The sequence below is a fragment of the Kribbella kalugense genome, from assembly GCF_004365875.1.
GTDB classification, from domain to species: domain Bacteria; phylum Actinomycetota; class Actinomycetes; order Propionibacteriales; family Kribbellaceae; genus Kribbella; species Kribbella kalugense.
On sequence record NZ_SODF01000002.1, the window covers coordinates 2,132,470 to 2,153,906 of the forward strand.

27 protein-coding genes are annotated in these 21,437 nt (G+C 67.6%); 16 read left to right on the forward strand and 11 right to left on the reverse strand.

What is annotated here, in order from left to right; translation table 11 throughout:
- Positions 1 to 63: 63 nt before the first annotated feature.
- Positions 64 to 1,041: a phosphotransferase family protein gene (locus EV650_RS28000; protein WP_166678299.1), complete on the reverse strand. Its 978-nt coding sequence runs from the start codon at positions 1,039 to 1,041 to the stop codon at positions 64 to 66.
- 21 nt (positions 1,042 to 1,062) lie between these two features.
- Here EV650_RS28000 and EV650_RS28005 point away from each other — a divergent pair, with 21 nt between their 5' ends.
- Complete coding sequence (locus EV650_RS28005; RefSeq protein WP_134121956.1) at positions 1,063 to 1,686, forward strand: flavin reductase family protein; 624 nt, start codon at positions 1,063 to 1,065, stop codon at positions 1,684 to 1,686.
- Between the two features lie 24 nt (positions 1,687 to 1,710).
- Here the strand turns inward: EV650_RS28005 and EV650_RS28010 are convergent, their stop codons facing one another.
- On the reverse strand, positions 1,711 to 2,673 hold the full coding sequence (locus EV650_RS28010) for a DUF1444 domain-containing protein (RefSeq protein ID WP_134121957.1): 963 nt from the start codon (positions 2,671 to 2,673) through the stop codon (positions 1,711 to 1,713).
- A gap of 125 nt (positions 2,674 to 2,798) precedes the next feature.
- On the opposite strand from EV650_RS28010, the gene EV650_RS28015 reads away from it, so the two are divergent.
- Positions 2,799 to 3,338, forward strand: a complete 540-nt coding sequence (locus EV650_RS28015; RefSeq protein ID WP_134121958.1) for an acyl-CoA thioesterase — start codon at positions 2,799 to 2,801, stop codon at positions 3,336 to 3,338.
- Between the two features lie 2 nt (positions 3,339 to 3,340).
- On the opposite strand, the gene EV650_RS28020 is transcribed toward EV650_RS28015, so the two are convergent.
- Positions 3,341 to 3,967 (reverse strand): TetR/AcrR family transcriptional regulator, encoded by a 627-nt coding sequence (locus tag EV650_RS28020; protein WP_134121959.1) that lies wholly within the window; start codon positions 3,965 to 3,967, stop codon positions 3,341 to 3,343.
- A gap of 39 nt (positions 3,968 to 4,006) precedes the next feature.
- On the opposite strand from EV650_RS28020, the gene EV650_RS28025 reads away from it, so the two are divergent.
- From EV650_RS28025 to EV650_RS28065, 9 genes are all read left to right on the forward strand, one after another.
- On the forward strand, positions 4,007 to 4,957 hold the full coding sequence (locus EV650_RS28025; RefSeq protein WP_134121960.1) for a DMT family transporter: 951 nt from the start codon (positions 4,007 to 4,009) through the stop codon (positions 4,955 to 4,957).
- Positions 4,950 to 5,363 carry a MarR family winged helix-turn-helix transcriptional regulator gene (locus tag EV650_RS28030; protein ID WP_238174495.1) on the forward strand — a complete coding sequence of 138 codons (414 nt, stop codon included), beginning with the start codon at positions 4,950 to 4,952 and terminating at the stop codon, positions 5,361 to 5,363. Before EV650_RS28025 ends, EV650_RS28030 begins: the two co-directional genes overlap by 8 nt.
- Before the next feature lies 1 nt (position 5,364).
- Positions 5,365 to 6,600, forward strand: a complete 1,236-nt coding sequence (locus EV650_RS28035; RefSeq protein WP_134121962.1) for a glycoside hydrolase family 3 N-terminal domain-containing protein — start codon at positions 5,365 to 5,367, stop codon at positions 6,598 to 6,600.
- Entirely contained in the window at positions 6,597 to 6,929 is a 333-nt protein-coding gene (locus EV650_RS28040) for a YidH family protein (protein WP_166678300.1), read from the forward strand. Before EV650_RS28035 ends, EV650_RS28040 begins: the two co-directional genes overlap by 4 nt.
- Positions 6,926 to 7,234: a DUF202 domain-containing protein gene (locus EV650_RS28045; RefSeq protein ID WP_134121964.1), complete on the forward strand. Its 309-nt coding sequence runs from the start codon at positions 6,926 to 6,928 to the stop codon at positions 7,232 to 7,234. Before EV650_RS28040 ends, EV650_RS28045 begins: the two co-directional genes overlap by 4 nt.
- Before the next feature lie 140 nt (positions 7,235 to 7,374).
- Positions 7,375 to 8,007 carry a DUF47 domain-containing protein gene (locus EV650_RS28050; RefSeq protein WP_134121965.1) on the forward strand — a complete coding sequence of 211 codons (633 nt, stop codon included), beginning with the start codon at positions 7,375 to 7,377 and terminating at the stop codon, positions 8,005 to 8,007.
- Positions 8,008 to 8,009: 2 nt separating this feature from the next.
- On the forward strand, positions 8,010 to 9,008 hold the full coding sequence (locus tag EV650_RS28055; RefSeq protein ID WP_134121966.1) for an inorganic phosphate transporter: 999 nt from the start codon (positions 8,010 to 8,012) through the stop codon (positions 9,006 to 9,008).
- A gap of 87 nt (positions 9,009 to 9,095) precedes the next feature.
- Positions 9,096 to 10,232, forward strand: coding sequence for an inorganic phosphate transporter (locus EV650_RS28060; RefSeq protein WP_134121967.1), 1,137 nt, complete (start codon positions 9,096 to 9,098; stop codon positions 10,230 to 10,232).
- A gap of 13 nt (positions 10,233 to 10,245) precedes the next feature.
- Positions 10,246 to 10,479, forward strand: coding sequence for a hypothetical protein (locus EV650_RS28065; RefSeq protein WP_134121968.1), 234 nt, complete (start codon positions 10,246 to 10,248; stop codon positions 10,477 to 10,479).
- 64 nt (positions 10,480 to 10,543) lie between these two features.
- On the opposite strand, the gene EV650_RS28070 is transcribed toward EV650_RS28065, so the two are convergent.
- Both EV650_RS28070 and EV650_RS28075 read right to left on the reverse strand, forming a co-directional pair.
- A complete protein-coding gene (locus tag EV650_RS28070) occupies positions 10,544 to 11,068 on the reverse strand; it encodes a hypothetical protein (protein WP_134121969.1) in 525 nt (174 codons plus the stop codon).
- 144 nt (positions 11,069 to 11,212) lie between these two features.
- Entirely contained in the window at positions 11,213 to 11,974 is a 762-nt protein-coding gene (locus EV650_RS28075; RefSeq protein ID WP_134121970.1) for a lysophospholipid acyltransferase family protein, read from the reverse strand.
- A 318-nt stretch (positions 11,975 to 12,292) separates the two neighbouring features.
- Here EV650_RS28075 and thiC point away from each other — a divergent pair, with 318 nt between their 5' ends.
- The 3 genes from thiC to EV650_RS28095 all read left to right on the forward strand — a co-directional run bounded on the left by thiC (position 12,293) and on the right by EV650_RS28095 (position 15,141).
- Positions 12,293 to 13,840 carry a phosphomethylpyrimidine synthase ThiC gene (gene thiC, locus EV650_RS28085; RefSeq protein WP_166678301.1) on the forward strand — a complete coding sequence of 516 codons (1,548 nt, stop codon included), beginning with the start codon at positions 12,293 to 12,295 and terminating at the stop codon, positions 13,838 to 13,840.
- Between the two features lie 147 nt (positions 13,841 to 13,987).
- Positions 13,988 to 14,587, forward strand: a complete 600-nt coding sequence (locus tag EV650_RS28090; protein ID WP_134121971.1) for a transposase — start codon at positions 13,988 to 13,990, stop codon at positions 14,585 to 14,587.
- Positions 14,584 to 15,141, forward strand: coding sequence for a hypothetical protein (locus tag EV650_RS28095; protein WP_134121972.1), 558 nt, complete (start codon positions 14,584 to 14,586; stop codon positions 15,139 to 15,141). The genes EV650_RS28090 and EV650_RS28095 overlap by 4 nt, the downstream gene beginning before the upstream one ends.
- 2 nt (positions 15,142 to 15,143) lie before the next feature.
- Here EV650_RS28095 and EV650_RS28100 read toward each other — a convergent pair whose 3' ends face one another.
- Together EV650_RS28100 and EV650_RS28105 are read right to left on the reverse strand one after the other, a co-directional pair.
- The gene (locus EV650_RS28100; protein ID WP_134121973.1) at positions 15,144 to 15,692 is read right to left on the reverse strand and encodes an RDD family protein; all 549 of its coding nucleotides are present in this window, start codon (positions 15,690 to 15,692) and stop codon (positions 15,144 to 15,146) included.
- A 10-nt stretch (positions 15,693 to 15,702) separates the two neighbouring features.
- The gene (locus EV650_RS28105) at positions 15,703 to 16,473 is read right to left on the reverse strand and encodes an RDD family protein (RefSeq protein WP_134121974.1); all 771 of its coding nucleotides are present in this window, start codon (positions 16,471 to 16,473) and stop codon (positions 15,703 to 15,705) included.
- Positions 16,474 to 16,577: 104 nt separating this feature from the next.
- Between EV650_RS28105 and EV650_RS28110 the strand changes: the two genes are divergently transcribed.
- The gene (locus tag EV650_RS28110) at positions 16,578 to 17,018 is read left to right on the forward strand and encodes a DUF2752 domain-containing protein (protein ID WP_134121975.1); all 441 of its coding nucleotides are present in this window, start codon (positions 16,578 to 16,580) and stop codon (positions 17,016 to 17,018) included.
- 16 nt (positions 17,019 to 17,034) lie between these two features.
- Here EV650_RS28110 and EV650_RS40740 read toward each other — a convergent pair whose 3' ends face one another.
- Positions 17,035 to 17,724 (reverse strand): DUF4190 domain-containing protein, encoded by a 690-nt coding sequence (locus EV650_RS40740; protein ID WP_202874951.1) that lies wholly within the window; start codon positions 17,722 to 17,724, stop codon positions 17,035 to 17,037.
- Between the two features lie 105 nt (positions 17,725 to 17,829).
- Between EV650_RS40740 and EV650_RS28120 the strand changes: the two genes are divergently transcribed.
- Complete coding sequence (locus tag EV650_RS28120; protein ID WP_134121976.1) at positions 17,830 to 18,399, forward strand: hypothetical protein; 570 nt, start codon at positions 17,830 to 17,832, stop codon at positions 18,397 to 18,399.
- Positions 18,400 to 18,494: 95 nt separating this feature from the next.
- On the opposite strand, the gene pstB is transcribed toward EV650_RS28120, so the two are convergent.
- Genes pstB through pstC form a run of 3 tightly spaced genes read right to left on the reverse strand, consistent with a single transcriptional unit; the run spans position 18,495 to position 21,287 of the window.
- Complete coding sequence (gene pstB, locus EV650_RS28125; RefSeq protein WP_134121977.1) at positions 18,495 to 19,271, reverse strand: phosphate ABC transporter ATP-binding protein PstB; 777 nt, start codon at positions 19,269 to 19,271, stop codon at positions 18,495 to 18,497.
- Between the two features lie 22 nt (positions 19,272 to 19,293).
- The gene (pstA, locus tag EV650_RS28130) at positions 19,294 to 20,214 is read right to left on the reverse strand and encodes a phosphate ABC transporter permease PstA (RefSeq protein ID WP_134121978.1); all 921 of its coding nucleotides are present in this window, start codon (positions 20,212 to 20,214) and stop codon (positions 19,294 to 19,296) included.
- A complete protein-coding gene (gene pstC / locus EV650_RS28135; RefSeq protein WP_134122728.1) occupies positions 20,211 to 21,287 on the reverse strand; it encodes a phosphate ABC transporter permease subunit PstC in 1,077 nt (358 codons plus the stop codon). The genes pstA and pstC overlap by 4 nt, the downstream gene beginning before the upstream one ends.
- Positions 21,288 to 21,437: the final 150 nt, after the last annotated feature.

Genomic DNA, 21,437 nt, shown 5'->3' on the forward strand with positions numbered 1-21,437 from the left:
CCAGCAGAAACCTCAGCACTGACACCAAGAACCCCGCCTTCTTGATCCCGCGTCCTCAGCCAGCTAGGTCAAGGCTGACCACGGGGTGGGCGGGGCGGTGGTGAAGAACTGCAGGATGTTGAGGAGGCGGCTGGCGGTGGGGGCGGTCCAGTGGCGTTGGTCGGGCCAGGGCAGGGCTGGGAGTTTGGACAGGGCCCAGGAGAGGTGGAACCAGAGGATGGCGGCAGCGAGTTCCTCCTCGGACTCGTGGGACGACGAGTGCCGGACGTACGCCGGGAGGATGCCGGACACCTGGACCAGCGGGAGCTTGGCGAACTCCATCGCTCGGGGCGCCCAGGCTGCGTCACCCCAGTCAATCAGCGCGCGGAGCTCGTTGTCCGGACCGGCGAGAAGGTTGTGCGCGGCAACATCTCCGTGAATCAGCACCTTCGGCCCGGACCCGTCGAACCGCTCCGCGAGCCGAGTGAACCACCCCGTCAACCAGCTCGCCGTCGCCGGATCGACATACCCGCGACCGGCAAGCTCGTCAACCGTCCGCCAAGGATCCCCCCAGTCATCCTCCGGCACCCCAGCAATCGCTGGTCGTGGGTTGCGTGGGTTGGTGGGGTCTTGTGGGTGTTCGAGTTGGTGGAGGCGGGCTAGTTGTTCGGGGAGGGCGGTGGGGACCTCGGTTGGTTCGGCGCCGTGGATTCGCTGCATGACGACGTACGGCGCGTCGACGAGGCGGTGGCTGGCGTCGTACTCGACGATCGCCGGCGTCAGTACGCCGACGAAGCGGGCGGCGGGTACGACATGGGTTTCCTTTCGGAGATCGTCCTCATACCCAGCTCGGGAGACCCGCAGGAACAGGTCGTCGCCGAGCACGAACGCCCGGTTGGCCACGCCGCCCGGAACCTCCTTCACCTGCCCGGGATCGACGCCGTGCCGCCGGGCGACAGCGGTCACCTGGTCCAGGAAATCGTCCTGCTCGGCCAATCCACTTCTCCGTCGCGCGTGTGAGCCGTCGACCGGATCCGCGAGGCGGAGTGGGGCGGCATCCACCGAGTTTGATGTACTGCGGGCGTGCGTGTCGATGTAGATCCGGAGACCGTCGGGCGACGGGAGTTCTACGCGCTGCTGAACTCCGTGGTCGTACCCCGTCCGATTGCGTGGGTGTCGAGCCGCTCGGCCGACGGCGTGCTGAACCTGGCGCCGCACTCGTTCTTCACCGTCTCGTGCGTAACGCCGCCGATGGTGCAGTTCACCTCCGTCGGACGGAAGGACAGCCTGAACAACGTCGAGGCGACCGGCGAGTTCGTGGTGAACTTCGCCGCGGAGCCGCTCTACGAGCAGGTGAACGCCTCCGGGACGAACTTCCCGCCGGAGATCTCGGAGTTCGAAGCGATCGGCGTGACCACCGAACCGTCCCGGACGGTCTCCGTCCCGCGAGTCGCCGAATCGCCGGTGGCGATCGAGTGCACCTTGCACACCACCCTCGAGTTGGGCGACTGCACCGTCGTGATCGGTCAGGTCCGGCACATCGCGCTCGACGCCGCAGTGATGGACGGCGACCACCCGGAGGTCACTCGGCTCCGCCCACTCGCCCGCCTCGGCAAGGACGAGTGGACCACCCTCGGCGAGATCCGCTCGATCTCCCGCATCCGCCACTCCGACTGGCCCGGCCACTTCACCCCTCCTGGTAGCTAAACAGTTCTGGACCCGGATAGTTGCTTAGGGCATCTGTTGGTGGCGGGGGTTGGGTGGGAGTTCTTGGGTGGCTAGGAGCTTGGTTAGGGACTCGAGGTCGGGGGAGAGGCGTAGCGGGGCGTGGTCCGGCAGGACTGTGGTGGCTGGGAGCCAATGGAAGTCAGGGGTGACCAGGTAGACGTCCGGTGACAGTGGGCCGGGGTCGCGGGCGTGGCAGCGGGCGGCGAGGTTCAGCAGGAGGCCTAGGGCGGGGATGACCGAGAGGTCCTGGATCACGTGCAGCAGGAGTGTGTCCCGGGCGGGCATGGCGGCGAGGACGCCATGTGGTGGTGGGTGCTCCAGGTGGAGGGATTCGCGGAGAACGGTGTCGAGGACGAGTGCACGCGATGCGGCGAACGGCGTACCGGAGATGAAGGCGATCCGTAGATCGTCGTGGTCTACGTACTCGACGACGTCGGTCAGTTGGCGGAGGTTGGCGAGGCCGAAGCGTTCGGCATCCGACCAGGTGAGGCCCAGGTCGGCAGGCTCGAGGTACATGGTCACGATGGTGTCGTCCGCCGTGGACGGGACCGACAGCAGGCCGGGCAGGAACTCGGGGCGATCCAAGGCCCATCCGGAAGGCAGCGCGTCGCGAGGGACGAGACGCTGGATCAGCTCGCGCTCGGGATCGGTCGGTGTCGGTGGACCGCTGCGGAGCTGCTCGACCACCTGGCTGATGTGCTCCCTGACGAGCAGCGGCCAGCGGTCCTCGGTGAACTGGGCGACGGTCCGGGCGAGGTTGCTCAGACCGACCACCGGGTAGTCGGCGGAGCGGTCGGCCGGCACCAGAGCCGCGCCGCCCTGGTACCTGACGGCGAGGCCGAGGTCGGCCGAGCTGGACAGCGCGAGGTGCACGAGTCGCGCGGCCTGGCGACGGGACAACGGGACCAGTACTGGGTCGGTGGAGTTGTTGCCTTGGGCATGGGTGGTGAATGCGTCGATGGTCATCGGGTCCTCCTTCTCGGCAGAGAAAGTACGAGGATCGACCTCCGCCGGAGACCGCGATTTCCAAATCTGTGGACAACTCGCCGGGATAGTCTGCGCAGGTTCACCGGGAAATCCAAAGGAGCCGTATGTCCAGCAGTAGTCCGTCGTCGCGGCCGACCTCCGAGACCCGGTTGTCGTTGTCGCACATCACCGCGCAGAACGACGCCAACCTGCTCGGGACCGTCCACGGTGGCGTGATCATGACGCTGGTCGACTCGGTCGCCGGCGTGGTCGCGGCGCGGCATTCCGGCGGACCCGCGGTCACGGCGTCGATGGACGAGATGGTGTTCCTGGTGCCGGTGCGGGTCGGTGACGTCGTTCACTTCAGCGGGCAGGTCAACTGGACCGGTCGCAGTTCGATGGAGATCGGCGTACGGATCACTGCCGATCGGTGGGACTCGGTGGGTCCACAGGTGCACGTGGCGTCGGCGTACCTGGTGTTCGTGGCGGTGGACGAAGACGGACAGCCGCGTGAAGTACCGCAGGTCGTACCGGTGACGGACGAGGACCGGCGGCGTTTGCGCGAGGCCGAGATCCGCCGCAGCCACCGCCTGGCCCGCCGCACGGCGATCATCGCCTCCCGCGAAGAATCAGCCCGCGAAGAAGCGTTCCAGGATGAGGCTTGAGCTCACTTCGAGAGGCGTGGCCAGTTGGCGAGAAGGGCGGTCGCGGCTCGGGTGGCAACCTCGGGAGCGTTGGTCATTGCGGCGACTCGGTAGCTGACTAGGGCGCCCTCGTGGAGAAGGAGTAGGCGGTCGGCCAGCTCGCCCGGGTCCTCGAGACCGGCAGCTCGGGCCTGGGCCTCGAATTCGGATCGCAGCCACCGCTTCTGGCCCACGATCACCGGCATCGCCGGGTGGTCCGGGGCCGCCAGTTCCACGCTCGCGTTGATGAAACCGCACCCGTTCCGCGACCCAGCCAACCAGTCCGTCAGCGCGACGAACAACGTCAGGATCACCTCTTCCGGCGTCGCCGGCTTCCGCTCCGCCAGCTGTTCGTCCAGGAAGAGATGCCAGGTCCGGTCCCGCTGCTCGAGGTACGCCGCGATCAGTCGATCCTTCGACCCGAACCGGTCGTACAGCGTCTTCTTCGTCACGTCCGCCGCCGCAGCGATCGCATCGACCCCGACGGTCCGGATCCCTTGCTCGTAGAACAGCGTCGACGCGGCCGCGAGGATCCGCTCGCCGGCGGGCGTCAGCCGGGGCGCCGCGCGTACGCCGCGGTCGACGATCAGTCTCACCTGTTGGTCGAGCATACTGACAGTATACCGACCGGTGTGGTTACTGTCGCTGCCATGGCCACGAAAACGCTCGCCGCCGGGACCGGGTTCGTCGTGTTCTGGAGCTGCGGCTTCATCGGCGCCCGGTGGGGTACGCAGTACACGAACGCCTTCGACCTGCTGGCCTGGCGGTTCATGCTCGCCGGCGCGATCGCCGCACTGGTCCTGGCCTACAGGCGGCCGCGGATCTCCCGCAGGGATCTCGTCACGCAGGTCTGGATGGCGGTCCTCACCCAGTTCGTCTACCTCGGCCTGATCTTCACCGGCATCGACCACGGCATCACGGCCGGCGCCACCGCGCTCATCGGCTCACTCCAACCGCTGCTGATCGCGACCGTCGCCGGACCGCTGCTGGGCGAACGCGTCAGCCGACGCCAATGGATCGGACTGGTTCTGGGACTGGCCGGCGTGGGTCTGGTCGTCGCCGACGACCTCGGTGCCGGGCACGGGTCGCCACTCCTGTTCCTGGTCCCGATCGGAGGCCTGCTCGGCCTCGTGGCGGGCACCTGCATGGAGCGCCAGCGCAAGCCGAGTACGAGTTCACTGGATGCGCTGGCCGTACAAAGCCTGGTGTCGGCAGTTCTGTTCACCGCACTAGCTACTGCGACAAACAGGCTGACTGTGCCGGAGCAGCCCGGTTTCTACGGCGCGGTGGTCTGGCTGGTGCTGCTGGCGACCGGCGGCGGCTGGGGTCTGTACCTGGTCAACCTCAAACTCTCCGGCGCAACCAGGATCAGCTCACTGCTCTATCTGGTCCCGCCGACCACGATGGTGTTCGCGTTCCTGCTCTTCCACGAGACCATCGGCGTACTCGCGGTCGGCGGCATGCTGGTGTGTGGCCTCGCCGTGGTGCTGATCAGGGTCGGCGAACAAGTACGCTGCGGGGATGGCGGACCCCCGGTGGCTGGACCAGCGAGAAGCACAGGCCTGGCGCGCGTACATCGCGGCGCAACGAGTAGTGAGTAGCCGCATCGAGCAACAACTGCAACGCGATGCCGGAATTCCCCATACGTACTACGAGATTCTGGTCAGACTGTCCGAGGCGCCAGGCAACCGGCTCCGGATGAGCGAGCTGGCCGTCGCGACGCTCGGCTCACGCAGCCGGCTGTCGCACGCGGTCAACCGGCTTGAGCAGAACGGCTGGGTCAAGCGCGAGGGCATCGAGTCCGATCGCCGCGGCCAGGTCGCGATCCTCACCGAGCTCGGCCGGCAGAAGCTGGTCGACACGGCCCCCGGCCACGTCGAGGAGGTCCGCAACTCGATCTTCGACGCGCTCACCGCGGAGCAGGTCGAGCACCTGTACGACGTGTGCTCAACGCTGGCCCGGCACTCCGGGGACACCATCGACCGCGCGGCGTGGGAGCGAAACTGAGATGAGGCGTCCGGTCGCGCTGATCGCGCTGACTGCCCTCGCGGTCGCCGGCTGCGGCGACAGCAACTCCCCACCCACCGCAGGCCCCAGCACCGTGCCTTCGTCATCATCCGTCCCCAGCAGCCCCGCGACCACGCCGACCACGTCGGCCGAGCCCCCGGCCCAGACGCCGACAGCAACCGAAACACCGGTGCCCAAGCCGAGCTGTGTCGACCAGAAGCTCCAGGCCCTCACCCTGCGCGAACAGGCCTCCCAGCTGATCATGACCGGCATCAACGCCAGCGGCATGACGGCAGCCCAGAACGCCGTCGTACGACAGAAGGCCGGCGCAGTCTTCCTGATGGGCAGCAGCGGCAGCCTCGCCCACACCAAGACCGCAATGGCCGCAGTGAACTCAGCGGCCACGGTCAACGGGATCCGTCCGCTCATCGCAGCGGACCAGGAAGGCGGTCAGATCCAGCGCCTCAAGGGCTCCGGCTTCGACCGCATCCCCGCAGCAACGGTCCAAGGCACCTGGTCCAGCTCCAAGCTCACCTCAGAAGCTCAGCAGTGGGGCGGTCAGCTCAAGCAGGCCGGCGTCAACGTCGACCTGGCGCCGGTAGCTGACGTCGTACCCAGCTCACTGAAGTCGAAGAACCCGCCGATCGGCCAGCTGAACCGCGAGTACGGCGACACTCCGCAGGAAGCCGGTCAGGGAGTGCAGGCGTTCGTCCAGGGGATGCGCAAGGCCGGGATCGCGACGTCGGTCAAGCACTTCCCCGGGCTCGGCCGAGTGAGTGGCAACACCGACTTCGCGGCCGGTGTCGTGGACGACGTCACGGTCCGCGGCGACGCCGATCTGCAGTCGTTCGCCGACGGGATCGAGGCCGGCACGTCCATGGTGATGATCTCGACCGCGACGTACACCAAGATCGATCCGAAGAACCGGGCGGTGTTCTCGCCGACCGTCATCCAGGGCATGGTGCGTGGCGATCTCGGCTGGAGCGGGGTCGTGATCACTGACGACGTCGGCGCGGCAGCCGAGGTCGCGGCGGTCCCGGCCGGCGATCGCGCGACCCGGTTCGTCGCGGCTGGTGGCGACATCGTCATCAACGCCAAGTCCGGGCTGACCGCAACGATGGTGAACGCGCTGGTCGCCAAAGCCCAGCAGGACCAGTCCTTCGCCGGCAAGCTGACGAGTAGCGTGCGGCGTGTGCTGACTCTCAAACAGGACCACGGCCTGGTGAGCTGCGGATGACCGAGGAGGAGCCGGACTACCGCTTCACCCTGGCCAATGAGCGCACCTACCTCGCGTACCTGCGGACCTCCCTCGCCTGCTACGCCGGCGGCCTGTCCGCGGTGCAGTTCCTCGACCTGGGCCCGGATCGCTGGCCGGCCCGGGTGATCGGCGTGATTCTGGTGTGTGCCGGAATCGTCACGACCGCCGGAGCCTTCCGTCGCTGGCAGCAGAACCTGACCGCGATCCGCCGCGGCGGCCCGCTCCCGGTGACCAGGCTCCCGTTGATGCTCGGGGCAACGATCGCGTTCGTCGGCCTGGTCGGACTGGTTTTCTCGTTGTGGCGATGAGCACACCGGATCCAGGCCGCCAGCCCGAGCGGACTTTGCTCGCCTGGCGGCGTACGACGCTCGGTCTGATTGCCAACGGGGCCCTATTGCTTGCCTCCGGCCACGGTACGTCGGACGTCCGGACCGGCCTCGGAATCGTCGTGCTCGTGCTCTCTTTGGCCTGCTGGGCCGTGGTCAGCGCCGTCTACCGCCGTACCAAGGGCGGCGCGATCCAGGCCCTCGGTCACCAGCACCTACTCCGGCTCGCGGCCGGCCTGGTCCTGGTCGTCGGCATCTTCGACCTGTACGCCGTTGTGACCCGCTGAAACCGATCGGTTACCGATCGTGTCTGCGCTGACGGACGGGTTCATCACAACGCGATACGTTGCCCAGGGCGGATGCCACGTCAGGCGGATGTTCCCCCTAGCATGTTCACGGTTTGTCCCTCGTTCACCCGGAGCTTGAAGTGCCGTTACGTCTGCGTCCGAACGACCCGACGTTCTACGACCTTTTCACCGAGTCCGCCAACCACCTCGTGGACGGATCCCGGATCCTGGCTGAGTTGCTCGGCAGTACGGCCGGAACCGGCCTCGCCTCCAGCCACCAGATCGCCGCCCAGATGAAGGATGCCGAACACGCCGCCGACGAGACCACCCACTCGATCATCCGACGGGTGAACTCGACCTTCGTCACCCCGTTCGACCGCGAGGACATCTACCGGCTGGCCTCCGATCTCGACGACGTGATGGATTTCATGGAGGAGGCGGTCGACACCGTCCACCTGTTCAACCTGGACTGGTTGCCGGAGGAGATCGCCGAGCAGATCGAAGTACTCCAGCGGATGGCTCAGCTGACCGCCGAGACGATGCCCAGGCTGCGGACGATGAAGGACCTGGCCGAGTACTGGATCGAGATCAACCGGCTGGAGAACACCGGTGACGCGGTCCACCGCCGGCTGATCGCGAAACTGTTCAGCGGGGAGTACGACGCGCTGACCGTGATGAAGCTTAAGACCGTGGTCGACCTGCTGGAGGCCGCGATCGACGCGTTCGAGCACGTCGCCAACACGGTCGAGCAGATCGCCGTCAAGGAGAGCTGAGCGTGGAGTTCGCGCTCGTCATCGCCGTCGTCGTCATCGCGCTCGCTTTCGACTACACCAACGGCTTCCACGACGCCGCCAACGCGATCGCGACCTCGGTCTCCACCCGTGCGCTGACGCCGCGGGTCGCGCTGGCGATGGCGGCGGCGTGCAACTTCCTCGGCGCGCTGGCCGGCACCGAGGTGGCCGAGACGGTCGGCAAGGGCATCATCAACACCCCGGCCGGGAAACACGGCCTGGTGATCGTGATCGCGGCGCTGATCGGCGCCATCACCTGGAACCTGATCACCTGGTACTTCGGCCTGCCCAGCTCCTCCACCCACGCGCTGATCGGCGGGCTGGTCGGCGCCGGCCTGGCCTCGACGAGCACCGTGCTGTGGTCGGGCATCGTCGACAAGGTCGTCATCCCGATGGTGCTGTCGCCCGCGGTCGGCTTCCTCGGCGCCTTCCTGCTGATGGTCGCCATCCTCTGGCTGTTCCGGCGCAGCAACCCCGGCAAGACGACGCGTGGTTTCCGGATGGCGCAGTCGCTGTCTGCCGCCGCGATGGCGCTCGGCCACGGCCTGCAGGACGCGCAGAAGACGATGGGCGTGATCTTCCTGGCGCTCGTCACCACCGGTCATGCCCAGCAGAGCGACGGCATCCCGATCTGGGTCAAGCTCTCGGCCGCGACCGCGATCTCGCTCGGCACCTACTCCGGCGGCTGGCGGATCATGCGGACGCTCGGCCGCCGGATCATCCACCTCGACCCGGCCCGCGGATTCGCCTCCGAGGCAGTGTCGGCAGCGGTCCTGTACGTGATGGCGATCGCCCTGCACGCGCCGGTCTCGACGACCCACACGATCACCTCCGCGGTGATGGGCGCCGGCGCGACCAAGCGGCTGTCCGCGGTCCGCTGGGGCGTCGCCAAGGGCATCGTCACCGCCTGGATCCTGACCATCCCCGCCGCCGGCCTGGTCGCCGCAGCTGTCTACGGACTGGCCCACCTGATCCTGGAGTAACTTGCCCGAACCGGTTCATTTCGAATTCACTCACCAGGCCTACGGTCGATCGACTTTGCACCCTGTCCGCCTAGGGAAGTGATCGCGATGGACCTGTCCTTCCTCGTCGTGGTGGTGATCATCACCGCGTTGGTGTTCGACTTCACCAATGGATTCCACGACACCGCCAATGCGATGGCGACCTCGATCGCCACCGGCGCTCTCAAACCCAAGGTCGCGGTCGGCATCTCCGCCGTCCTGAACCTGGTCGGCGCGTTCATCTCCACCGAGGTGGCCAAGACGATCTCCAGTGGCATCGTCGACGACGCGAAGATCACCGTGCCGGTGATCTTCGGCGGTCTGGTCGGCGCGATCCTGTGGAACCTGATGACCTGGTACGTCGGCCTGCCGAGCTCCTCGTCGCACGCGCTGTTCGGCGGACTGATCGGCGCCACCTGGATCGCTTCCGGCGCCAGCGCGGTGCACTTCACCACGGTCATTCAGAAGATCATCATCCCGGCCGTCGCCGCGCCGATCGTGGCCGGTGTGGTCGCGCTGCTCGGCACGTTCCTGGCCTACAAGATCACCGCCCGGGCGCGGAAGGGCACGGTCACCGAAGGCTTCCGGGTCGGCCAGATCGCCTCGGCCTCGCTGGTCTCGCTGGCGCACGGCACCGGTGACGCACAGAAGACGATGGGCGTCATCACGCTGGTGCTGATCACGTCCGGCAGCCTGGCCTCGGGCTCGAAGCCGCCGGTGTGGGTGATCCTGGCGGCCGGCCTGGCGATCGCGGCCGGCACCTACCTGGGCGGCTGGCGAATCATCCGGACGATGGGCAAGGGCCTGGCCGAGATCGAGTCCCCGCAGGGCTTCGCCGCGGAGACCAGCTCGACCGCCGTCCTGCTGGCCTCGTCGCACCTGGGCTTCCCGCTGTCCACCACCCAGGTCTGCTCCGGCAGCATCCTCGGCGCCGGTCTCGGCAAGCGGCTGGCAGAGGTGCGCTGGACGGTCGCCGGCCGGATGGCCGTGGCCTGGCTGCTCACCCTGCCCGCTGCCGCGGTCGTGGGTGCCCTGTCCGGTCGGGTGGCCGACACCGGCAGCCTCGGTGTGGTCATCATCGCGATCCTCGCGGTCGCGGCCGGTGGCGGCATCTACTACGCGTCCCGGCGCCGCCCGGTGACGTCGGACAACGTGAACGAGTACCCGAGCACGACCCCGGCCGCCAGCACGGCCGCGGCGGCCTGAGAGGAGTACGGCGATGCACATCGACTGGAGTGCCCTCGGTGAGGTGGCCGTGGTCAGCCTGATCTTCGGCGTCGGCCTGGCGGTGCTGTTCGCGCTCGGAGTGAGCGCGATGGCGCGGCGAGCGGTGGCGATCGACGACAAGCGGCAGCCGTCCGTCATGGACACCGGTGTTGCCGCGCTGAGCTTCGCGGCCTGCCTGGCCGCCGTGCTCTACGGGCTCTACTTGATCATCCCGCAGTTCCACTGACGCGACCTGAGAGTACGACGGGCGGTCTGGCGGCTGCCCGTCGTACGGCTTCTCAGAATCCCACTCAGCGGTTCCAGCGGCGTACTGCCTTGGCCACGTCCTTGGAGCGGATCGAGCCGAGGTTGTACTCCCATGCGGCCAGCAGCCGGTCGCCTAGTACCTCCGCGTCGAGGTACGTCCGCGGTCGCACGGCGACAGCCCAGGTGGCTGCGGTCGCGTGGCCCTGCTGGTGGAGCAGATGGTCCACTGTTGCCTCGATGCGGCCGGCCTGCTCGCCACGGAGGCCGTCTGTGGCCCATTCCTGCATGATCTGCGGGTCGTCGGCCGTCATCCGGGCCAGGTAGGTCAGCGGACCGCGCCAGAAGCCCCTGCGTCCGATGCTGTCCAGCGTCTCCAGCGGGAACCAGCCGTTCTGGTTGCGTCGCCCGTTGACCGCGGACTCGATCTCGCGAGCACGCTCCTGGGACAGCCCTCGGGTCGCCCACTCGACGAAGAACGCGCCCGCGTCCGGGATGTGCTCGGCCACGTGCGGCGCAGGCGTCAGCGCCCCGGGATCGAACAGATGCAGCTCTTCCGGCGAATCGAACAAGACCTTCCCCGCCCGCTTGAGTCCACGGGCCGCACGAGCAGGCCCGCCGCAGGGACCCCCCAGATTCCTGTTACGTCAACGACAGCCTTCGTACTCTCGTTCCGCCCCGAGGGTCAAGGTCCTGTCCGGGGTATTGACGTACGCCTAATGATTCTTGGGTTCTTGGCGTTTGGCGGCCCGGCGGGCGAGTTCCTCGCGGTCCAGCCGCTCGGCCTCCTCCGGCGTCGGTGCGCTGCCGCCGTACGCGGCCGGCAGCCACCAGGCGGTGGCCGGCTGGTCGGGGTAGGCCTGGATCGTTTCGTCCAGCATCTTGGCCATCGTCGACCGCAGGTTCGCCGTCTCTTCGGTCGCGTCGTCGTCCTGCGTCACCGTGATCGGCGCGCCGATGCTGATCGAGATCGGGCGGTGCCGGGAGAAGTCCCGCGGGTGGTCCTTGGTCAGCATCCGTTGGGTGCCCCACAGGATCATCGGGATGATCGGTACGCCGGCCTCTGCCGCCATCCGGACCGTGCCGGACTTGAACTCCTTGAGTTCGAACGAGCGACTGATCGTCGCCTCCGGGAACACACCGACCACCTCGCCCGCGGCCAGGTGCTCGAGAGCTTGCTTGTACGACGCTGCTCCGGCGTCCCGGTCGACCGGGATGTGGTGCATGCCGCGCATCAACGGGCCGGAGTACCTGTTGCGGAACAGGACCTCCTTGGCCATGAACCGAACCAGTCGTTTGCTCGGCAGAGCGCCGTACCCGCCGAGGATGAAGTCGACGTAGCTGACGTGGTTGAGCGCGATCAGGGCACCGCCGGTCCGCGGCACGTTCTCCGCGCCGGTGATGCGGACCTTCAGGTCCAGCACCTTGAACGCGGTCCGCGCGAAGGCGATGACGGGCGGGTACACGAGGTCTCGCATTCCTCGACGCTACAGGCTTCGTCCAGGGCATGGGTGATGGTTCCGCGCCTACTGCGCGGCACTCGGCACGGCACCTCGCCGCACGTGAGCAAAGGCCACGATGCTCCGCATCGAGACCTTCGCTCCCGCACGCCGATGCACCGCACCGAGCACCTGCTCGCCACGTCGCGGAACCATCACCCATGCCCTAGGGTGGCGGTCACAACTCGAAATCGCGGGAGCTCGCACCGTAGTGGGCTGAGAGGGCGGCTGGGATTCTTTGCCGGCGCCGCCGACCGCCGAACCTGTCCGGGTAATTCCGGCGTAGGGAGCAGCAGCATGGTGGATGTCAGCACGATTCGTCCGGCCGTCACCACGGGTCCGATCTCGGGCTCGGAGAAGATCTACCGCGGGGAGCTCGGCGTACCGGCTCGTCGCGTCCAACTCACGAACGGCGAACACTTCGACCTGTACGACACGTCCGGTCCGTATACGGACGCGTCGGCGCGGATCGACGTACAGGCCGGTTTGCCCGCGTTGCGGCGGGACTGGATCGCCGGGCGCTCGGGACTGACCCAGCTCGGGCATGCGCGAGCCGGGACGATCACCGAGGAGATGAGGTACGTCGCCGTCCGGGAGGGCGTCGATCCGGAGTATGTCCGGGACGAGGTGGCCCGCGGCCGGGCCGTGATCCCGGCGAACCGGCGGCACCCGGAGAGCGAGCCGATGATCATCGGGAAGAAGTTCCTGGTGAAGGTGAACGCGAACATCGGCAACTCGGCCGTCACCAGCTCGGTCGAGGAAGAAGTCGAGAAACTCGTCTGGGCGACCAGGTGGGGAGCGGACACGGTCATGGACCTGTCCACCGGCAAGAACATCCACGAGACGCGGGAGTGGATCCTGCGGAACTCGCCGGTGCCGATCGGGACGGTGCCGTTGTACCAGGCGCTCGAGAAGGTGAACGGCGATCCGGCCGAGCTGTCGTGGGAGGTGTACCGCGACACGGTGATCGAGCAATGCGAGCAGGGCGTGGACTACATGACCGTGCATGCCGGCGTACTGCTGCGGTATGTCCCGCTGACCGCTCAGCGCATCACTGGGATCGTGTCGCGGGGTGGTTCGATCATGGCCGCTTGGTGCCTCGCGCATCACCAGGAGTCCTTCCTGTACACGCATTTCGCGGAGTTGTGCTCCATTCTGCGGGAGTACGACGTGACCTTCTCGCTCGGGGACGGGTTGCGGCCGGGGTGCATCGCGGACGCGAACGACGCGGCGCAGTTCGCGGAGCTGCGGACGCTGGGGGAGCTGACCCGGATCGCCTGGGAACACGACGTACAGGTGATGATCGAAGGCCCGGGACACGTTCCGATGCACAAGATCGCCGAGAACGTGCGGCTCGAGGAAGAGCTGTGCGGAGAGGCGCCGTTCTACACATTGGGGCCGTTGGCAACTGATGTGGCACCGGCGTACGACCACATCACGTCGGCGATCGGCGCAGCCCAGATCGGCTGGCTGGGTACGGCGATGCTCTGCTACGTCACGCCGAAGGAACACCTCGGGTTGCCGGATCGTGATGATGTGAAGACGGGCGTGATCACGTACAAGATCGCTGCCCACGCAGCGGATCTGGCCAAGGGACACCCGGGCGCGCAGGACTGGGACGACACGTTGTCCAAGGCAAGGTTCGAGTTCCGCTGGGAGGACCAGTTCAACCTGTCGCTGGATCCGGACACGGCCCGGTCCTTCCACGACGAGACGCTGCCGGCTGAGCCCGCGAAGACCGCGCATTTCTGCTCGATGTGCGGGCCGAAGTTCTGCTCGATGCGGATCACCGCCGACATCCGCGCGTACGCCGAGGAGAAGCTGCACCTGCCACTCGCCGACTGAGCCGGTCTGAGCCGTCGTCCGGCCCGGATTTACCGCATCCGGGCCGGACACGGTGAGTAATTGGCTGAACCGATTCAGGTTTTGTCCTTCACTCTACGTGAATAAGACTGTAGCCTTAAGCCGTTCAGAAGGAGGAGGTGCAGGGCGATGGTCTTCGTTCTCACGGTAGATCAGCGCGGCAGCCGGAGCACGCGCGATCTCGTACCCGAGCTGCTGAACTCCCTGAACCGCCGTCCGCGTCGGACCGGACTGCTGCGGAAGTTCGAGCGGACCGCCGGCGACGAGGTGCAGGGTGTGCTCTCCGAGGCCCGGCCCACTATCGACGTGATCGTCGAGCTGCTCCGCGCAGACTCTTGGTACGTCGGACTCGGCGTCGGCGAGGTGACCCAGCCGCTGCCCCGTAGTACCAGGGCCGGCAGCGGCGACGCGTACGTGTTCGCACGGGAAGCGGTGAACCGGGCCAAGTCGAGCCCGCACCACGTCAACGTGGTCGGGGCGAATGCGGGCGTCGCGGAGCAGGTGGAGACGGTGCTGTGGCTGATGGCGTCCGTACTGCGGCGTCGGAGCGCGCGTGGCTGGGCTGTGGCGGATCTGTTGGCTGAAGGACTCACCAGGCGGGAGATCGGCGTGAAACTCGGCATCAGCCAGTCGGCGGTGACCCAACGTGCACAGGCCGCGGGGTTCGCGGAGGAGCAGCGTGGACGGGTGCTGGCGGCGGACTTGCTAGAGGCTGGGGTCGCTGCGTGACGGCTCTGGTCCTGTCGCTGACGGCCGCCGGGCTGGTCCTCGCCGTACTCGCCTGGGTGCCCAAGGCCTCCGGTTCCAACCTCGAGATCGCGATCAGCGGGCTGATGCTGGCCTGTCTGGCCGCTGCCGGGGTCCTGCTGCTCGCAGGACACGGAGTGGCAGGCTGGCCGGAGCGCTGGTGGAACGTACTGCTCCTGCTGGGCGGAGGGCTGGCAGTGACCGGCGGTGGGCCGCTGACGACCTCTGTGCTCGCCCTGGTCGACCGGAGGAACACTCGCGCCCAGTCGACACAGCAGGCCGGTGAGGTACTGCGGGGTGGCGCGCTGATCGGATCCCTCGAGCGAACCGCGATCTACGCCTCACTGGTCGCCGGCTGGCCGGAAGGCATCGCTGTAGTGCTGGCGATCAAGGGCCTGGCCCGGTACCCGGAGCTCCGCAGCCCCGACCAGCCCGCCTCCGTCACGCCGCAGGCCGTCGCCGAGCGCTTCATCATCGGTACCTTCACCAGCGTCCTGTGGGCAGTGACCTGCGCCGGGCTCCTACGCTCCCACTGACGTCAGCCCTTGATGACGACGTCGTTGACGATCTTGTCGTGCCAGGTCTGCTGCTTGTCGTCCCAGAGTGGCCAGAGGACGTTGAGGACGCAGAGCTGGTTGAAGATCTGGGCCAGCACCTCGCGACCGAGGTTCTTGCCCATGCCGATCAGCTGACCGGTCTGAGCGTCGACGATCCGCAGTCCGGTCACCTTCTTGCCGAACGACTGGCCGGTGTGGCCCTGCTGGACGATGCGGTTCCAGACCCAGACTCCGAACGCCACCAGGAACCCGGCGATCATCGCGATCCCGCCGCCGGTGCCCAGCTCGTCCTGATCGCCGTCGATGACCAGCGCGACCAGGACACCCGCAATGGACGGGACCGCGAGCAGCAACGTGTCGACCAGCGAAGCCCCTACCCGACTCGGCCAGTCCGCGAGTCGGCCGGGCGGTGCGTACCCGTACCCGCCCGGAACGCCTTGTCCGTAAGGGTTGTAGCCCTGGGACGGGTACTGACCAGGCTGGCCGGGCGGGTACTGACCGTCGTACGGCCCTGAGGGAGGGGTGCTCACGAGCTCAGCGTCAGAGCGTGATGACGTAGGTGTTGTTGATCTTGTCGGCGAACGTCTGCCGCTTCTCGTCCCACAGCGGCCACAGGTAGCCGATGTAGCAGGCCAGGCCGTCGAGGATGTGCGTGAGCTGGCGAAGGAACGTCTTGCCCACGCCGATCGGCTGGCCGGTGTCGGCGCCGACGAGCTTCAGTCCGAGCACCTGCTTGCCCACGGTCTGACCGGTGCTGCCCTGGCGGATCAGGATGTTCCAGATCGCCAGGCCGAGGCCGGCCAGGTAGAAGATGACGCCGATGATGGCGACCACTGTGTTGCTGGTGTTGCCGGCGATCGCGCCGCCGATACCGGCCGGGATGCCGATGATCAGCGAGTCGATGAACCAGGCGCCGACCCGGTTCGGCCAGGCCGCCAGGTTGCCCGGGATCCCGCCGCCGAAGCCGCCACCCGGCTGGCCGTACGGCCCGTAGCCCGGCTGCTGCCCGTACTGACCAGGCTGTCCCGGCTGCTGGCCGTACTGACCCGGCTGACCAGGCTGCTGGGGATAACCCGGCTGCTGACCGTACTGCGGCTGCTGGCCGTACCCAGGCTGCTGCCCGTAACCCGGCTGCTGCTGCCCATAGCCAGGCTGACCGCCGTACCTAGGCTGCTGCTGGCCATACCCGGGCTGCTGCCCGTACTGACCAGGCTGGCCCGGCTGCTGACCCGGCTGCCCGGGCTGGCCGTACTGACCCGGCTGCTGCGGGTCCTGCGGGCCGTAACCCGGCGGTGGGGTCGGAGTGCTCACGACGATCCCTTCTACTGAATAGCTCGAGGAGTGACTTGCAGGCTAGTGGTCCGACGGCTCAGACCCGTGGACGGATCCCAGGTGTTGAGAGTTACCGTTGTCGGGTGAGCCTCTCGCAGAGCGTCGTACTCCGGCCTGCCGGTCCGGTCCAGCCGTTGGACCGCCGGGTGTGGGGCCTGTCCGCGGTCGGGGTCGGCGGGTTCGCGCTGGCCGGGCTGTACCAGCTGTCCGGCCAGCGGATCGGGGTTCCCTGCCTCCTGCACGCCACCACGGGTCTGAACTGCCCGCTCTGCGGGTCGACCCGGATGGCGGCCGCCCTGCTGCGCGGCGATCTGGACGCCGCCTGGCACTTCAACCCCGTGATTCTGGTGCTCGGCCCGCTCCTCGGTGTTGCCCTCGGCTACCAGGTGCTTGCCTGGGCGCTCGAGTCACTGCGACTGGTGCGCCTGCCCCGGCTGTCGATGAGCCCGCGTGCCGCGGACTGGTTGCTGAAGGGCGTTCTCGTCCTGCTCGCCGTGTACGGCGTCGCCCGCAACCTGAATTGACAGCCGGGGGCGCTCGTCAGTTGCCGACCAGGCCAGTGGCGTAGCTGACCACCGACAGCACGAGCGACACGATGCCGCCGATCCAGGCGACCTTCGCCAGCGTGTCCGACCGGCCCTGCTCGCGGAACTTGCCCTGAGCAATCAGCCCGAGCACGATCGAGATCACGCCGCAGCAGAACCAGCAGACGATGCCGATGATCGCCATCACCTGCGGAGCGTTGCTCTGCGGCTGCGCGCCGGCGTCGTACCCGTAGCCGGGCTGCCCATAAGCGCCGTACTGGCCGGGCTGCTGGCCGTATTGCCCAGGCGGCTGCTGGCCGTAACCGCCCTGCTGGCCCTGCCCGTAGGCGCCTGGCTGCTGGCCGTATTGCCCAGGTGGCTGCTGACCGTACTGGCCCGGCTGACCCGGGTACTGCGACTGACCTGGCTGCTGGCCGTATTGCCCAGGCTGCCCGTACTGGCCCGGCTGCCCTGGCTGACCCGGCTGGCCGTACTGCCCAGGCTGCTGACCGTAGGGGTCAGGCTGCTGGGGCTGACCGTACTGCCCCGGCTGGCCCTGCTGCTGGCCGTAAGGGTCAGGCTGCTGCCCGTACGGGTCAGGCTGGGAGCCGTACTGGCCCGGCTGCTCGCCAGGGGTCTCAGGGGTGTCCTGCGGCCTGTCCTGGTCGTTCTGGTCGTCGCCGGGAGGTGGCGTCGGAGTGCTCACCGCGGTTCCCTTCTGAGAACGTCGTGGAATCCCCAGAGGCTATCTTTTCCACAGGTTCGCGGTCACGTCCCCACACCGGTCCCCGGAACCCTTAGGGTCTGGCTTGTGACTGAGACCCCTCGTGAACCCGCGCCCGGTCAGGACCCTGGTGGCGATCCGGACCGCCACCTCCCGGTGCAGTACCCGACGCCGCCCACTTTCGAGGCAGCCCCGCAAGCCCAGCCCCCGCAAGTCCAGCCCGGGCAGTACGGCGTGCCATCCGGTGCCTTCCCGCCGCCGGTCGGCGGTCAGTACCAGCAACCGCAGATGCCCCAGCAGGCTGGGCCGGCCGGACCGGTGCTCGTGACGATCGGCGACATCTCCGTCGAGCAGCACCGGATCGTCACCCCGGCCGGCGTGTTGCCGACCCACGGGACGAACTGGTCGGCGATGGACATGTCCCGGACCGAGGAGAAGATTCCCGCCTGGGCGATCGTGCTGGCGATCATCTTCTTCCTGGCCTGCCTGCTCGGCCTGCTTTTCCTGCTCTGCAAGGAGCGCAAGACGACCGGCTTCGTCCAGGTCACCGTGCAGAACGGCAACCGCAGCCACAACACCAACGTGGGCGTGAGCTCACCGCAACAGGCGGCCGACGTGCTGGCCCGGGTGAACTTCGCCCGGACGGTCTGCGTCTGAAACGCCGACGGCCGCCGCGATGAACCCATCGCGGCGGCCGGCAGCACAACGTCGTACGGCGTTGTTGTTTTACAGGGCGTTGTTTTACAGGTGGATCAGCCGAAGCGGCCGGTGATGTAGTCCTCGGTGGCCTTCTCGGTCGGGTTGGAGAAGATCTGCTTGGTCGGCGCCATCTCGATCAGCCGGCCCGGCTTGCCGGTCGCGGCCAGGTTGAAGAACGCGGTCTGGTCGGAGACCCGGGCCGCCTGCTGCATGTTGTGCGTGACGATGACGACGGTGAACTGGTCCTTCAGCTTCTCGATCAGGTCCTCGATCGCCAGCGTGGAGATCGGGTCCAGGGCCGAGCAGGGCTCGTCCATCAGGATCACCTCGGGCTCGACCGCGATCGCCCGGGCGATGCAGAGCCGCTGCTGCTGACCACCGGACAGACCCGCGCCCGGCTTGTCCAGCCGGTCCTTCACCTCGTTCCACAGGTTCGCGCCGTGCAGGGACCGCTCGACCACCTCGGTCAGCTTCTTGCGGTCCTTGACGCCGTTCAGCTTCAGGCCGGACGCGACGTTGTCGAAGATCGACATCGTCGGGAACGGGTTCGGCCGCTGGAACACCATGCCGACCACCCGGCGGACGGCGACCGGGTCGATGCCGCTGGCGTACAGGTCCTGCTGGTCCAGCAGCACCTTGCCCTCGACCCGCGCCCCGGGGATCACCTCGTGCATCCGGTTCAGGGTCCGCAGGAAGGTGGACTTGCCGCAGCCGGACGGGCCGATGAACGCCGTGACCGAGCGGGGCTCGACCGTCATCGACACATCCTCCACGGCCTTGAAATCGCCGTAGTAGACGTTGAGGCCACTGACCTCGATGCGCTTAGCCATATCGACTCAGAACCTCTCGTGACTATTTCGACTTGATCGAGCTGAACCGGGCGATCAGCCGGGCCAGCACGTTGAGGACAAGGACAAGCAGGATCAGTGTCAGCGCGGCCGCCCAGACCCGGTCCGCGGCCGGCTGCAGCGCCAGCTCGGTCCGGTCCTGGTTGATCATCGTCGGCAGCGCGCCCATGAAGCCGTTGAACGGGTTCAGGTTGATGTTCTTGGAGTACCCGACCAGGATCAGCAGCGGCGCCGTCTCACCCATGACGCGGGCCAGACCGAGCATCACGCCGGTGACGATGCCGCCGAACGCGGTCGGCACGACCACCTTCATGATCGTCTTCCACTTGGGTACGCCGAGTGCGTACGACGCCTCGCGTAACTCGTCCGGGACGAGTTTCAGCATCTCCTCGGTCGAACGCAGTACGACCGGAAGCATCAGCAGCACCAGTGACAACGACACCGCGAAGCCGACCCGGTTGAAGCCGAAGATCGTGATCCAGACCGCGTAGACGAACAGCGCGGCGACGATCGACGGGACACCGGTGAGGATGTCGATCATGAAGCTGACCGCGCGGGCGGCCCGGGTGCCCTTGCCGTACTCGACCAGGTAGACCGCGCCGAGGACGGCGATCGGCACCGCGATCACCGCGGTGATCAGCGACATGATCAGCGTGCCCATGATCGCGTGATACGCGCCGCCGCCCTCGCGGCGGACGGTGATGCCGCGCTGCGACTGGCTCCACCAGTCCGCGCTCAGCAGCAGGTGGTAACCCTTACTGATCACTGTGAAGAGGATCCAGACCAGCGGGATCATCGCCAGCACGAAGGCCAGCCCGATCAGCACCGTGGCCAGCGTGTTCTTGAAGGCCCGGGATCCGGACTTCCCGGACAGGTCCAGTGCCTTGCCCTCGTACGCCGGCTTGTTCTCGGCCACCGCGGTCATGACTTGGCTCCTTCGGTCGCGGTGGACGCGCCCGCGCGGCGGTTACGGCGGGGCCGCTTGTTGCCGGGGGTGCTGCGGTCGACGATGATCCGGGCCGCGGAGTTGACCAGGAACGTCACCACGAACAGCACCAGGCCGGCCGCGATGTACGCGCCGGTCTTCTCCGGCGAGTCGAACTCGGCGGCGTTGTTGGCGATCTTCGACGCGAACGTCTCGCCACCGGCGAAGATCGACGAGTTCCACGGGTCCTGGCCGTTCGGCACCGACAGGATGATCAGCACGGCGACGGTCTCACCGAGCGCGCGGCCGAGGCCGAGCATCGACGCGCTCACCACACCGGAACGCCCGTACGGCAGGACGGCCATCCGGATCATCTCCCACTTGGTCGCGCCCAGCGCCAGCGCACCCTCGCGGTGTGCGATCGGGGTCTGCTGGAAGATCTCCCGGCTGATCGCTGTGACCACCGGCAGGATCATGATCGCCAGTACGACGGACGCGGTGAAGACCACGCCGACGTTGTCGCCCGGCGGCTTCTCGAACAGCGGGATCCAGCCGAGTGCGGAGGAGAGGCCGTCGATCACCGGGCCCAGGATCGGCGCGAAGAAGAGGATGCCCCACAGGCCGTAGATGATCGACGGTACGGCGGCCAGCAGGTCGACCGCGTACGCGACCGGCTGGGCCAGTCGCTTCGGCGAGTAGTAGGTGATGAACAGCGCGACCCCGATCGCGATCGGGACCGCGATCAGCATCGCGATGATCGAGCTGATCACGGTGGTGTAGAAGAGCGCCGCGATACCGAACCGGGGCTGGTCGCCGCCCGGCTCCCAGATCCGGGAGAACAGGAAGCTGCTCTTGTCGTCGGCCAGCGACGGGATCGCCAGCGCCAGCAGGAAGATGCCGACGAACGCGACGATGAGGATCACCAGGCCACCGGAGCCGCGGGCGAGCCCGCTGAACAGGCGGTCACCGAGATGACCGACCGGGCCGAGGTCGAGCTCCTTGCCGGGTCCGCTCGGCGGCGCCCCCGACGTACCTGCCGCCGAGGCCTTGGACTCGGGGCCGGACTCGGTCATCACCTCGGCCGCTTCCTCCGCCTCGTGCTCGGCGTGTTCCTCGGCCAGACCACCGAACTTCGGGATCGGGCCGGCTTCTTCGTGGACCAGATCCTCGATCCGGGGCTGATCCTGTCCGGCGGCCGTGCCGTCCGGCCGGTCGGGCGGTGC

Excerpts from the sequence above, each read along its gene's own strand:
- EV650_RS28075 (WP_134121970.1), bottom strand. The coding sequence starts at position 11,974 with ATGCGAGACCTCGTGTACCCGCCCGTCATCGCCTTCGCGCGGACCGCG.
- EV650_RS28010 (WP_134121957.1), bottom strand. The coding sequence starts at position 2,673 with ATGACCATCGACGCATTCACCACCCATGCCCAAGGCAACAACTCCACC.
- pstC (WP_134122728.1), bottom strand. The coding sequence starts at position 21,287 with ATGACCGAGTCCGGCCCCGAGTCCAAGGCCTCGGCGGCAGGTACGTCG.
- pstA (WP_134121978.1), bottom strand. The coding sequence starts at position 20,214 with ATGACCGCGGTGGCCGAGAACAAGCCGGCGTACGAGGGCAAGGCACTG.
- EV650_RS28060 (WP_134121967.1), top strand. The coding sequence starts at position 9,096 with ATGGACCTGTCCTTCCTCGTCGTGGTGGTGATCATCACCGCGTTGGTG.
- EV650_RS28065 (WP_134121968.1), top strand. The coding sequence starts at position 10,246 with ATGCACATCGACTGGAGTGCCCTCGGTGAGGTGGCCGTGGTCAGCCTG.
- EV650_RS28090 (WP_134121971.1), top strand. The coding sequence starts at position 13,988 with ATGGTCTTCGTTCTCACGGTAGATCAGCGCGGCAGCCGGAGCACGCGC.
- pstB (WP_134121977.1), bottom strand. The coding sequence starts at position 19,271 with ATGGCTAAGCGCATCGAGGTCAGTGGCCTCAACGTCTACTACGGCGAT.
- thiC (WP_166678301.1), top strand. The coding sequence starts at position 12,293 with ATGGTGGATGTCAGCACGATTCGTCCGGCCGTCACCACGGGTCCGATC.
- EV650_RS28040 (WP_166678300.1), top strand. The coding sequence starts at position 6,597 with ATGACCGAGGAGGAGCCGGACTACCGCTTCACCCTGGCCAATGAGCGC.
- EV650_RS28020 (WP_134121959.1), bottom strand. The coding sequence starts at position 3,967 with ATGCTCGACCAACAGGTGAGACTGATCGTCGACCGCGGCGTACGCGCG.
- EV650_RS28015 (WP_134121958.1), top strand. The coding sequence starts at position 2,799 with ATGTCCAGCAGTAGTCCGTCGTCGCGGCCGACCTCCGAGACCCGGTTG.
- EV650_RS28035 (WP_134121962.1), top strand. The coding sequence starts at position 5,365 with ATGAGGCGTCCGGTCGCGCTGATCGCGCTGACTGCCCTCGCGGTCGCC.
- EV650_RS28045 (WP_134121964.1), top strand. The coding sequence starts at position 6,926 with ATGAGCACACCGGATCCAGGCCGCCAGCCCGAGCGGACTTTGCTCGCC.
- EV650_RS28025 (WP_134121960.1), top strand. The coding sequence starts at position 4,007 with ATGGCCACGAAAACGCTCGCCGCCGGGACCGGGTTCGTCGTGTTCTGG.